Origin of the sequence: Vibrio sp. 1-1(7) (genome assembly GCF_013048485.1) — a bacterium.
Classification (GTDB): domain Bacteria; phylum Pseudomonadota; class Gammaproteobacteria; order Enterobacterales; family Vibrionaceae; genus Vibrio; species Vibrio fujianensis.
Genome location: NZ_VHSP01000001.1, coordinates 792862 through 804804 on the forward strand (window position 1 = coordinate 792862; position 11943 = coordinate 804804).

12 protein-coding genes are annotated in these 11943 nt (G+C 41.1%); 8 read left to right on the forward strand and 4 right to left on the reverse strand.

The genetic code is table 11. The features are described 5' to 3' along the window. Positions 1 to 274 precede the first annotated feature (274 nt). Positions 275 to 1531, forward strand: a complete 1257-nt coding sequence (locus tag FKN05_RS03775) for an aromatic amino acid transport family protein (protein ID WP_346656350.1) — start codon at positions 275 to 277, stop codon at positions 1529 to 1531. Between the two features lie 156 nt (positions 1532 to 1687). Beyond that, on the forward strand, positions 1688 to 1909 hold the full coding sequence (locus tag FKN05_RS03780) for a hypothetical protein (protein WP_099612361.1): 222 nt from the start codon (positions 1688 to 1690) through the stop codon (positions 1907 to 1909). 51 nt (positions 1910 to 1960) lie between these two features. On the opposite strand, the gene FKN05_RS03785 is transcribed toward FKN05_RS03780, so the two are convergent. Next, positions 1961 to 2209, reverse strand: coding sequence for a DUF1289 domain-containing protein (locus FKN05_RS03785; protein ID WP_099612360.1), 249 nt, complete (start codon positions 2207 to 2209; stop codon positions 1961 to 1963). Between the two features lie 108 nt (positions 2210 to 2317). On the opposite strand from FKN05_RS03785, the gene FKN05_RS03790 reads away from it, so the two are divergent. The 5 genes from FKN05_RS03790 to FKN05_RS03810 all read left to right on the forward strand — a co-directional run bounded on the left by FKN05_RS03790 (position 2318) and on the right by FKN05_RS03810 (position 7031). Then, positions 2318 to 2761: an META domain-containing protein gene (locus tag FKN05_RS03790; RefSeq protein ID WP_170886924.1), complete on the forward strand. Its 444-nt coding sequence runs from the start codon at positions 2318 to 2320 to the stop codon at positions 2759 to 2761. 175 nt (positions 2762 to 2936) lie between these two features. After that, complete coding sequence (locus FKN05_RS03795) at positions 2937 to 4082, forward strand: ABC transporter substrate-binding protein (protein WP_170886925.1); 1146 nt, start codon at positions 2937 to 2939, stop codon at positions 4080 to 4082. A 9-nt stretch (positions 4083 to 4091) separates the two neighbouring features. Then, the gene (locus tag FKN05_RS03800) at positions 4092 to 5765 is read left to right on the forward strand and encodes an ABC transporter permease (protein ID WP_170886926.1); all 1674 of its coding nucleotides are present in this window, start codon (positions 4092 to 4094) and stop codon (positions 5763 to 5765) included. Further along, entirely contained in the window at positions 5762 to 6409 is a 648-nt protein-coding gene (locus FKN05_RS03805; RefSeq protein ID WP_170886927.1) for an ABC transporter ATP-binding protein, read from the forward strand. The genes FKN05_RS03800 and FKN05_RS03805 overlap by 4 nt, the downstream gene beginning before the upstream one ends. Continuing rightward, a complete protein-coding gene (locus FKN05_RS03810; protein WP_099612355.1) occupies positions 6402 to 7031 on the forward strand; it encodes a CDP-alcohol phosphatidyltransferase family protein in 630 nt (209 codons plus the stop codon). The genes FKN05_RS03805 and FKN05_RS03810 overlap by 8 nt, the downstream gene beginning before the upstream one ends. 4 nt (positions 7032 to 7035) lie before the next feature. Here FKN05_RS03810 and FKN05_RS03815 read toward each other — a convergent pair whose 3' ends face one another. From FKN05_RS03815 to FKN05_RS03825, 3 genes are all read right to left on the reverse strand, one after another. Beyond that, a complete protein-coding gene (locus FKN05_RS03815) occupies positions 7036 to 7968 on the reverse strand; it encodes a class I SAM-dependent methyltransferase (RefSeq protein ID WP_170886928.1) in 933 nt (310 codons plus the stop codon). Between the two features lie 3 nt (positions 7969 to 7971). Next, complete coding sequence (locus FKN05_RS03820) at positions 7972 to 8670, reverse strand: TIGR01621 family pseudouridine synthase (protein WP_170886929.1); 699 nt, start codon at positions 8668 to 8670, stop codon at positions 7972 to 7974. A gap of 125 nt (positions 8671 to 8795) precedes the next feature. Then, entirely contained in the window at positions 8796 to 10130 is a 1335-nt protein-coding gene (locus FKN05_RS03825; RefSeq protein WP_099612352.1) for a sodium-dependent transporter, read from the reverse strand. A 335-nt stretch (positions 10131 to 10465) separates the two neighbouring features. Here FKN05_RS03825 and cls point away from each other — a divergent pair, with 335 nt between their 5' ends. Continuing rightward, complete coding sequence (gene cls / locus FKN05_RS03830; RefSeq protein WP_099612351.1) at positions 10466 to 11920, forward strand: cardiolipin synthase; 1455 nt, start codon at positions 10466 to 10468, stop codon at positions 11918 to 11920. Positions 11921 to 11943: the final 23 nt, after the last annotated feature.

Below are 11943 nucleotides of genomic sequence, written 5' to 3' on the forward strand. Positions count from 1 at the left end.
TGTGCGATATTTTAACGTTCCTCTCAAGCCAATTAAATAACTCACAACCGCATAACACATTACGTCCATCTAAAAAAACAACCAAAATAAGAATATAAAACCAACAACAAACCATAAAAACAAGACAAAAAACTATGAAAAAGACATTAACCCGGTTTCATTGAATTTAAAATCAGCAATAAAACAGTGTATTTAACTACCAAGCCAAAATGACCATATTATCTATTTATGGTAACGTAATTAGAATTAAGATTTGAATATGGTTTTACATTCAGTGAAAGAATCTGCCAAAACTCTAAATTTCAGCACTACAAATAATAATCCCGAATGGAATACACACGATACGTATTGGTTACTGAGCCTATTTGGTACCGCTGTCGGCGCTGGAATTTTATTCTTACCGATCAATTTAGGATTGGGAGGATTTTGGCCTTTAGTGATCTTAGCCTTGCTCGCTTACCCTATGACTTATTTGTCTCATCGTGGCTTAGCTCGCTTTGTACTTTCTTCCCAACAAAATCAGGGAGATTTTACTGATGTAATTCAAGAACATTTTGGCGTGAAAGTTGGTCGTACTATTTCTTGGCTCTATTTTTTATCTATTTTTCCTATTTTACTAATTTATGGGGTTGGCTTAACGAATACCGTTGAGAGCTTTCTTGTTCACCAAGCAGCCGTCACTCCGCCACCTCGAGCATTACTTTCCGGCTTTCTAGTGTTGATCCTCTTTTCAATTATGTTAGGTGGAGAAAAAGTGATGCTACGTGCGTTTGCTGTGATGGTTTACCCCTTAGCCGCAATATTACTCACGTTATCACTGTATCTCATACCACGTTGGAATATGCCTTCACTCACGCTTCCTAATCTCACTGAATTTACCCAAACTTTATGGTTAGCAATTCCTGTGGTGATTTTTTCCTTTAGCCATGCAGCAGCCATATCAAGTTTTGCTCATATCCAGCGTCGCCATTATCAACAAAACGCATTACCCAAATCAGAGCAAATCCTCAAACGTACCAGTTTATTACTGATTGCTTTTGTCTTAGTGTTTGTATTCTCTTGTATTTTAACCCTTTCACCCGATCAATTGTTAGAAGCTAAAAAACAAAACCTCTCTATACTTTCCTACCTTGCTAACGTAACGCATAACCCACTGATTGGAGCATTTGGGCCATTTATTGCTTTTATTGCCATTACGTCTTCCTTCTTAGGACATTTTCTTGGTGCAAGAGAAAGCCTCAATGGACTCATAACCAAACATACCCGTCTTTCTTATTCGATTGCCGATAAGGTCGGTATTATTTTTCTCTTTCTCACCATTTGGATAACCGCCATTCTGAATCCGAGCATTTTGGGCATGATGGAAGCATTATCTGGCCCAGTCATTGCTATTATTCTCTTTATTATGCCAATGGTTGCTGTGTACAAAGTGCCATTTTTACAGGCTTATAAAAAAAGCTTCAGTACTTATTTTATTTTTGTCAGTGGCGTATTGGCCGTTTCCGCCCTGCTCTTTCGATGGCTCAATTAATTTCCCCACACTAAAGAACAGATTTATCAATGAAAATAGAAGGAAAGATAAGTTATTTGAATTGGATTAGAAAATATATGGCATAGACTGTGTTGACTAAGAATTAACCAAGTTCTACCTTATTATGTAGTCTTGATCACATTCGGAGGTCCACCAATGAAACGCACCAGCCCAAGTTATCGTCTTCAAATGATAAAAGAAGTCGCTAATCGTCATCAATCAACTACCACTGATCCAATGGCCGACTATATTCAAACCCTTCTTAATAAAAAAAATGCCCATCCAACCCAAAAGCCAGAAAAAAAACGGATTTTTTCTGGTCTTCATTTTGACGAACATGCAGGCGGTTGGGTCAGTGACCGTTGGGTAACGAAATAGTTGCTATCTAGCGGTTTATGAGCATGAATGTCATAGCGTTTAATGACTCATTCAAAACAATTCATGCTGTGGGTTATCCATTTCAACCTGAAGTGAATGTTTAACATCACTGGCACGTTTTTTCCGCTGATAACGCTGACGACAAAGATGGATAATGTGTAGTTGTTGAGCTGGGGTCATCTCTAACCAAGTAAAGCGTTCTTCTCTCTTACGCATACACCCTTGACAATATCCCTTATCATCAACAACACATACGCCAATACACGGACTAGGAATTTGGAAAAACTCTAATTGCTCCATAGAGGCTCCTTTATCATTTCCTATTGACCAACCAATGACTTTATTTTGACAGAAACCACGTTTGATTAACTATACTAACCAAGTTTTTCATATTGGGAGTGTTGATAAATGAAGCTTAGCGCAAAAACTTTATTGGTTGCAATGGCTCTGCCTGTTTTGGTTACTGCGTGCGTAAGTAATGTTGACCAAGCACAAATAACCGTAGATGATCTACAGCATCATAATTGGCAACTAACCCATATTGATGGCCAGCAGTGGGTTAAGAATGAGCATAATGAGATACCACGTCTTGAAATTGGCGAAAACATGATGGCAAGTGGAAATGCAGGTTGCAATAATTTCTTTGGCCAAGCTGAGTTAAAAAACAATCAGTTCCGTATTGAAAAAATGGGCATGACCATGAAAATGTGTATTGGTGACGCGATGGATACGGAACAAACCGTTTCTCAATCACTCTCAGATTGGAACCATGTTACCCTTTCTGATAATACATTAATTCTAAAAAATGATGCTCATACCTTAACGTTTACTCTACGCGATTGGGTTCAATAACATAATTGGGTTCAATAGCATAAAGGATGGCAGCTCCATGCTGCCATCTTCATAAGCTCTACCTTATCGATCGCTGCATGATTCAGTTTTTAAGTATCAGATGCATCATCGATAAGATTTTTTCTCATTTTTCATCCATAATAAGTGATAAATCATTACGTTAATTAGGATAACTATGAGAAAGCTGCTTTCATTTTGCCTCGCTTGCCTGCTCTCTTTTTTTGCTCAAGCACAATCTTGGTCTGAGGTGGTTGAAGACGCAAAAGGACAAACCGTCTATTTTCATGCTTGGGGTGGAAGCCAAGAAGTCAATCAATACCTTCGCTGGGCGGCTCAACAACTCAAAACTCAATATGGGGTAAAGCTTGTCCACGTTAAAGTCACCGATATTGCAGAAACGACTAGTCGATTAATCGCAGAAAAAACCGCAGGACAAAATAAGTTAGGAAGTGTCGATTTAGTCTGGATTAATGGGGCTAATTTTAAGTCGATGAAATCTAACCACCTATTATACGGCCCTTTTGTTCAACAGCTTCCAAACTGGCAGTTGGTTGATCAGTCACTACCCGTTAATGAAGATTTTTCAGAACCGACCGAAGGTTTAGAAGCGCCATGGGGCGTTGGGCAGCTAGTTTTTATTTACGATCGTCACAGATTGAATAATCCACCACAAAGTTTTGCAGAGTTGTTAAGTTATGCACAAGCCTTCCCTTATCGCATCACTTACCCTCGCCCTCCTGAATTCCACGGTGTCAGCTTTCTAAAAGCATTACTGATTGAATTAACCCATCATGATCCATCGCTGGCTCTGCCGGTCGATGATGCTTCATTTCCTCTTATTACCGCTCCATTATGGAATTACCTAGATAAGCTTCACGCTGTCGCATGGCGAAGTGGTAAACAATTTCCCTCAGGTTCTGCAGAAATGATTCAACTCTTAGATGATAAACAGATTGATCTCGCTGTCACATTTAATCCGAATGCAGTTTATGCCGCACAGGCATCTGGAAAATTATCAAAAAACACGGCCAGTTATGCGATGGATATGGGAGCACTGACCAATATCCATTTTTTAGCGATACCTTGGAATGCCACGGCTAAACCTGGCGCACTGGTCACGATCAATTTTTTACTCAGTGCCGAAGCACAATCTCATAAAGGCGACTTAACGATCTGGGGCGATCCCAGTGTTATTCAAGCTCAGTACTTAAAGACAACACCATACAATTCAATTCGTTATCCATCTATCGCTGAGCCTCATCCCAGTTGGCAAACCACACTCGCTCAAGCGTGGCAAAAACGCTATGGCCAAGCCAAGTAGCCATTATTCATGATGTTACGATTTGGTTATTGTTCAGCGATTTTTATTTGCATTGCGCCTATTGTTCCGGGAGTTCTGGGGCTGGTGAGTTCGGCGTTTTCTTTCATTCCTGCATTAGGACTTAATCAAATCAATCTTACCGGGTTTATTGAACTAACACAGTGGGCTGGTCTTTCCCACTCATTAGGATTATCGATCAGCTCTGCATTAATAAGCACCTACCTCGCATTAGCCGTTAGCTTTGCTATTTTATCAACCTTCTGGAATCAAAAACGTTGGTACCGAATTGAAAACTTACTCTCGATTTTACTCGCGTTTCCTCATGTCGCATTCGCGATTGGTTTTGCTTTTCTGTTTTCACCCACCGGGATGGTTGCACGACTTCTGCACTTAATAACAGATGATTTAATGAGTACACAAAATAGCACATGGTTAGTGCATGATCCTCATGCATTAGGGCTAACGCTTGCGTTAACTTTTAAAGAAGTGCCGTTTTTGCTTTTCATGAGCCTACCCATTTTACAGCAACTCAACGTATCATCTTTACTTTCGACGGGAGCCTCTTTAGGCTATTCACCACCTCAAACTTGGCAAAAGCTCATCTTCCCTCTATGGCTAAGCAAAATGCGTTTTCCTCTTTTTGCGGTGATTTGCTATGGCATATCTGTCGTCGATATGAGCTTAATTTTGGGGCCTAATACGCCACCAACATTCGCCGTATTAGTATGGCAGTGGTTTTCTGATCCTGATTTACAAAGACTACCACGCGCCGCTGCCGGTGCCATGCTGTTGATGTTTACTGCGATAGCAATGCTAGGTGTCGTTACGCTAATCGAGTACTTTCTTTTAAAGCGTTACCGACGATGGATGTGGTCAGGACGGCATAAACACTGGATTGCTGGTCAACCACTACTGATTATATTAGCGAATACCTTCTTGCTAATGATTCCCATCATGCTGATCTGGAGCTTGACCCAACGCTGGCCATTCCCAGCACTCTGGCCACAGCAACTGAGTTTACAATTTTGGCAATTAGAATGGTCTACTCTAGTGCCTATCCTTTATAACAGTATTGAAATAGCTTTTATCAGTGGTAGTTTAGCGCTTGTTTTTGCGCTTATTACTCATGAATATCACTTAAAGGCCAAGTCTTCAATACCGACCTATATCTTGGTATTATCATTATTAATCCCCCCCATTTCATTATTATTTGGTTTACAAATCATCACCTTGCTCTTTTCCGCACACAGTTATCGGCTATGGGTCATCTGGGGGCATCTATTTTTTGCTTTTCCCTTTGTCTATCTTGCGTTAGCTGGGCCTTGGAAAAGCTATCCACTCAACTACAACAAAATAGCCGCAAGCTTGGGTAAAACACCTTGGCATATCTTTTGGCGCATCAAAATTCCACTTCTCATTCCTGCCATCGGTTATGCTTGGGCTGTTGGTGTGAGTGTCAGTTTGGCTCAATATTTACCAACATTAATGTTAGGTGCTGGGCGAATTACAACCATTACAACTGAAGCCGTTACGCTCTCCAGTGGTTTTGATCGCCGCGTGATAGCCATTTACGCATTATGGCAAACGCTACTACCCTTCTTCTTTTTCTTACTTGCCATTATAGTCAGCCGGGGTTATTCATACCAACGACATATAAAGCATCACAGAAGTAAAATGTTATGAGTTTTTATTTGCATGATTTATCCCTCCAACATCGTGCTGGCAGAATCCTGTTAGAATCATTTAATCTCAGCATAATCACTGGTGAAATAGTCAGCTTAATGGGGCCAAGTGGTTGTGGAAAATCGACCTTACTCAGCCTCATTGCAGGTCACATTGATCCGGCCTTCACTTTTTCAGGGGTGATCATACTTGATGGATGCCAATTAAATTCACAACCGCCTTATCAACGCAACGTTGGTCTATTATTTCAAGACGACTTACTATTTCCTCATCTACGTGTATGGGAAAATTTGGCTTTTGCACTCCCTAACACGATAAAAGGCCAACAAAGAAAAGAAATGGCATTGTATACATTAACAGACGTTTCGTTAATCTCTTTAGCCGACGCTTTCCCTCAACAGATCTCGGGCGGCCAAAAAGCGAGGATCAGTTTACTGCGTATGCTACTAGCAAAACCTAAACTCGCTTTACTTGATGAACCATTTAGCAAGCTAGATAAAGCCCTCCGCGATCAATTTCGTGACTGGGTATTCGAGCAACTGCGTCACTGGCAAATTCCAACCTTAGTGGTGACACATGATGCTGAAGATGTGCTTCATTGTGATCGCATCATTCACTGGCCAAAGGAGATAACTCATGCTTGATCGCTATACCGTTCCTGCCGTTCGGTGGCCTCTCTCTAAACTCGCACACATTCTTGACTCGGTGAATATTACTGCGAATCAAATCACCGTATTTGGTTTTCTATTGGGGAGTTTAAGCTTACCTGCATTATTATTTGAACAGTATTTGTTGGCATTATTATTAATTTTAATCAATCGTATTTGTGATGGACTAGATGGTGCCGTTGCTCGTATACAAGGCTTAACGGATGCGGGAGGATTTCTCGATATTAGCCTCGACTTCCTCTTTTATGCATTAATTCCTTTTGGATTCGTCCTCGCAAACCCAGAAGCGAATGCGGTTGCTGGAGCATTTTTGATTTTTTCATTTATTGGTACAGGCAGTAGCTTCCTTTCTTTTGCCATCATGGCTAGCAAACGAGATATTATCAACCCAAGCTACCCCCATAAATCTCTCTATTATATGGGGGGACTAACCGAAGGAACGGAAACCATCGCCTGCTTTGTACTGTTTTGCTTGTTTCCTAACAGTTTTTCTTTAATTGCCTATTTATTTGGCGCTGCTTGTTGGCTAACTACCTTGACTCGACTGTATTCGGGCTACCATACTCTGCGTCACCCCTCCAGCCATCAACAGGAGTAAAAGATCAACGAAAGACAAGGGCTTTTAATGAGGCCTCATGATCAATATCTGCAAACTCTGGCGGGTTCTCTAATCGATATTGAAAATTCAGTTGTGGCGCTTCTTGTTTCATGCCATCAATTAAAAAATCACTACTGACCATTGGTGAATTAACACATGCAAGAACTTGCCCTTGCTCCGCCAACAGCTCAGGCAAACGACGTAATATACGCTGATAATCTTTTGTTAGCGCAAAACTGCCCTTTTGAAACGAAGGTGGGTCGATAATGATCAAATCATAAGGGCCTGAATGGGTAATTTTCCGCCATGATTTAAAAATATCGTACCCCAAGAAATTGACTTGATTGAGAGAGTGCCCATTTAAGTTATGATTTTCCCGACCTTTGGCTAACGAACCTCTTGCCATATCAACATTGACAACTTTATCCGCCCCGCCAGCAATTGCCGCGACTGAAAAACCACACGTATAAGCAAAAAGATTGAGTACCGTTTTATGCTCAGATTGGGAACGCACCCACTCTCGGCCCAAACGCATATCTAAAAACAACCCCATATTTTGATTCGTGCCAACGGTTAACTGATAGGATAAACCGTTTTCTTGCACGATAGGATGGGTATTTAACTCCCCGACGATCACCTGTGAAGGGGCACCATTAGCATACCGATACTGTAATAAAATGCACTGTCCCGCTTTCGTTTGCCACAAGGTTGAATTGGCTAATGCCATTAAACCTTGTGTTAAAACTTGCAGATATTTGGGATCGACCTCTTTGTATAACGTCACGACCAATTGGCCTTGTAACCAGTCTGCGGTCAGCTGTTCCAATCCTAGCCATTTTCGACCACGACCATGAAATAAGCGACGAACTTCATTAGGCGCTTTTTCAAGCTGTTGATGTAATTCTGTAAAAAATTGGTTTAATGCTGTGATATTCATAAATTATTCATTAGAGAGTGAGGGCCAACTTAATAACCAAGGAGTCAGCCAAGTATCAATTCCTTGACTGACGGTAGGGTGATTCCATTTATCACCAAGATGAGCATTTTTTCTGGGATCACTGATAAATTCAAAACGCTGATTTTGATAAACAAAACACAAGCCGAATGCATGCAGATAACCTCTATCTGACACACTGCTTGAGTTATAAATCGGATCACCAATAATCGCTGATCCAATCGACTTTAGAGCCACTCGTATTTGGTGAGTTTTTCCCGTATGCGGCTTACATAAAAATAGTCGCTCACCGGGTTCAGCTGGCAAAGAAAAAAACTGTGTACGAGCTGGATTTTCCTGTGAAGTTAATAACTTCCAACTCGCCCGGCGTGAGCGTTGCATATCACCGCTGATCAATCCCTGTTTTTTTTTCGGTTTACGGTTACCAATTGCTAAATAAAACTTTTCAACGGCTCGCTGTGCAAAAGCAAGCGAGAGTAATCGAGCCGCCCCAGAGCTGCGAGCCAATAACAAAAGCCCTGATGTCATTTTATCAAGCCGATGAACTAAATAGAGTTGGTGATCACCGGTTTTTTTTGCAATTTCTTGCAACAACATGACTTCACCATCATCTTTATGAACTGAGACATTAGGATGCTTAATAATTACTAAAAAATCCTGATGAGTATAGAGAATGTCAAACATAGCACCGCTCTCAAATACGCCGCATTATACAGAAACCTGACGCTCCGTCGTTACTAAAGAGTGGCAAAAAACAGTAAAACCGCCCTCAAAGGCGGTTTTACTGTTTTTTACGGCAATAGTTCAAGTTACGCGAAAAAGACCATCAACATTAAAATCGGGCACACAATACGAACATACAACGGCCAGATTTTCCAAAACCAGCTATGTTCAATTTCTGGATAACCTTGTTTTAACTCCGTTAGAATCTGATTACGATTCCAGATCCACCCTACAATCAGCGTGATTAATAAAGCGATAATCGGTTGAGAATAAACCGTGGTAATTTCAATCACTAATCCAAATAGACGGGAGAAATTAAACACAACAATACTAGAAATTAATGTTACTAGCCCGCCTATCCACAACACTGCCGTTGTCCGTTTTTGTTGTAATTCTTCGATAGCACAAGCCACAGGAACCTCCAGCATCGAGATAGAAGAGGTCAATGCTGCAATAATCATTAATAAAAAGAAGACCAAACCAATTAATGCACCAACGGTTCCCATGGTTTCAAACATGGCGGGCAATACCGTAAAAACTAAGGTATCAGAATTCAGTAGTTCACCCGATGACGAGAAAATTTCAACGCCGTTATGTTTAGCAACAAACATCGCAGGTAAAACCATCAGTCCAGCAATAAATGCCACCCCAGTATCCAACAGCGCCACTTGTGCCGCTGTTTTTGGTAAGTTCGCTTCTTTTTTAAGATAAGAGCCATAGGTGGTCATGACACACACACCTAACGAAAGTGAAAAGAAAGCTTGCCCCATGGCGCTAACCACTAACTTAGGAGTGAGGTGAGAAATATCAGGAACCAAGTACATTTTCAAACCTTCCCATGCTCCATCCTGAGTAAAGATATAGACCGTTAATAAAGCAAATAAGGCAAATAACAGTGGCATTAAACGCGTTGACCACTTTTCAATACCATTAGCCACCCCATTCCGGACGACGACCATGGTCAAGATCATAAAGGCCACCATCAAAACTAAATTACGCTCGGTGGTAAAACTAATTAACCAGTGGCTCATGGTTGGCATCCCAATTAAATCAAAACCACTTCCAAACAATGAACCCACTAACCAACCCGCAACAATAGCGTAAAAACTCAAAATTAATGACACTACAATCATACCGACGATACCCAAAAGTATCGCCCCTGCTTTACCTTGTGGCCAAGCCGCTCGGAACGAACGAATAGGATTAGATTGACCATAGCGACCAATCGTCAGCTCAGCAACGAGCATAGGAAAAGCCAGTAAGAAGACCATCAGCAAGTAGACAATCAAAAATACCGCGCCACCATTACTGGCCGCTTGAGTGGGGAACCCCCATACATTGCCAAGTCCAACTGCGGAGCCCGCAGCCGCCATGATAAAACCAAATCGTGAAGAGAATTGGCCTCGAGAACTACTCGCCATTATCTTTATACCACTAGATTGTATTGATACTTACGATGCCAACTTAAGTGTACACATATGTGTACAGCAATAAAAAATTAAGTCACACCCAGAAGGGTAGTAAGTAGAACAGTTTAAGCATAAAATTGGAAGTGCGAACTTTATAAATTCTAGTTAAACCGCATTTTTTATTTAATATTTGATGATTTTTTCGACGCATTTAATTTATACTCTGTGCCTATTGTAAAAATCATACTCCTTTTATGCGGTTTCTATTTCATATCCCATTCTCCCTCTTCCTTATCTGATACTTTCCCTTTACTATCCAGATTGGTAATTATAGGTATCAAATCAGTATGGATAAGATTTATCACTTTTTAATGCTTGCTGGCATCGCAATCTATTGGCTATTAATTGCCGGTATTACTCTGCGTGTCGTACTAAAACGTAGAGCTGTCAGTGTCTCTCTTGCTTGGTTAATGGTGATTTATATACTCCCTATTGTTGGAATTATATGCTATTTCCTGTTTGGTGAGCTAAATCTAGGGCGTAAACGTGCCGAACGGGCCAAAGAAATGTTTAAACCTTTTGGCGAATGGTTTTTAAACCTAAATGACTGTCAAGCTCATTTACCAGAAACCATGGGAGCCCCTATCTATAAAATCGATAAACTCTGTAACCATCGAATGGGCATTCCCGCCTTAAGTGGTAATAGCTTATCGTTGCAAAACTCACCAAACGAGATCTTGCATTCAATTATTGAAGACATCGAACAAGCTCAGCACAATATCCGTATGGAGTTTTACATTTGGCATCCGGGAGGTTTAGCCGATGCTGTTGGATCCGCATTAATTCAAGCCGCTAAACGAGGCGTGGATGTAAAACTGTTACTTGACTCTGCTGGTAGCCCACGGTTTTTCCGTAGTCACTGGTATAAAATGATGCGTACAGCGGGTATCCATGTGGTACAAGCTTTAGAAGTCAGCCCTTGGCGGATATTTTTACGTCGACTCGACTTACGCCAGCATAGAAAAATCATCGTGATAGACGACAGCATTGCTTATACTGGCTCAATGAATATGGTGGATCCTGCTTTTTTTAAACAAGATTCTGGAGTGGGTCAGTGGGTTGATATTATGGTTCGAATTACCGGCCCGACCGTAAATGTCTTATCAGCCATTCATTGTTGGGATTGGGAGGTAGAAACTGGCTCTCGTATGCTACCTAAGATTCCAGAATGCCAACTTGATGTAAATATTCCACAGCATCCGATACAGGTTGTTCCCTCGGGACCTGGAATGCCTGAAAATTTGATTTCTCAAGTATTGACATTGGCGATCAATCAGGCGAATGAGTCGGTTCGGATTACCACTCCCTACTTTGTCCCTAGTGCCGATCTACTAGCAACCTTAAAAATGACCGCACAACGTGGTGTAAAGGTTGAATTAATCATTCCTCAAAAAAATGATTCATTTATGGTGCAGTGGGCTTCACGGGCTTTTTATGGCGAATTGCTCCAAGCTGGAGTTATTATCCACGAGTTTTATGGCGGTTTATTACACACTAAATCGGTGGTCATCGATCGGCAGTTCTGCTTAGTCGGCACCGTAAATTTAGATATGCGTAGCTTATGGCTTAACTTTGAGGTGACGTTAGCGGTTGATGATGAAGAATTTACCCAGCAACTCTATTGGCAACAAGAAAACTATATTAACCAGTCCCAAGCCGTTAGCGATTCACTATGGGAAGAGCGCTCACTAGGCCATCGTTTTTTAGAACGGTTATTTTATCTCTTCAATCCCTTGCTTTAAACTTCTAGCACCCGAAGGCCTGC

Bases quoted from the DNA above. Each gene is read 5' to 3' on its own strand.
- FKN05_RS03800 (WP_170886926.1), top strand. From the start codon at position 4,092: ATGATGTTACGATTTGGTTATTGTTCAGCGATTTTTATTTGCATTGCG.
- FKN05_RS03790 (WP_170886924.1), top strand. From the start codon at position 2,318: ATGAAGCTTAGCGCAAAAACTTTATTGGTTGCAATGGCTCTGCCTGTT.
- FKN05_RS03785 (WP_099612360.1), bottom strand. From the start codon at position 2,209: ATGGAGCAATTAGAGTTTTTCCAAATTCCTAGTCCGTGTATTGGCGTA.
- cls (WP_099612351.1), top strand. From the start codon at position 10,466: ATGGATAAGATTTATCACTTTTTAATGCTTGCTGGCATCGCAATCTAT.
- FKN05_RS03780 (WP_099612361.1), top strand. From the start codon at position 1,688: ATGAAACGCACCAGCCCAAGTTATCGTCTTCAAATGATAAAAGAAGTC.
- FKN05_RS03805 (WP_170886927.1), top strand. From the start codon at position 5,762: ATGAGTTTTTATTTGCATGATTTATCCCTCCAACATCGTGCTGGCAGA.
- FKN05_RS03810 (WP_099612355.1), top strand. From the start codon at position 6,402: ATGCTTGATCGCTATACCGTTCCTGCCGTTCGGTGGCCTCTCTCTAAA.
- FKN05_RS03815 (WP_170886928.1), bottom strand. From the start codon at position 7,968: ATGAATATCACAGCATTAAACCAATTTTTTACAGAATTACATCAACAG.
- FKN05_RS03795 (WP_170886925.1), top strand. From the start codon at position 2,937: ATGAGAAAGCTGCTTTCATTTTGCCTCGCTTGCCTGCTCTCTTTTTTT.
- FKN05_RS03820 (WP_170886929.1), bottom strand. From the start codon at position 8,670: ATGTTTGACATTCTCTATACTCATCAGGATTTTTTAGTAATTATTAAG.
- FKN05_RS03825 (WP_099612352.1), bottom strand. From the start codon at position 10,130: ATGGCGAGTAGTTCTCGAGGCCAATTCTCTTCACGATTTGGTTTTATC.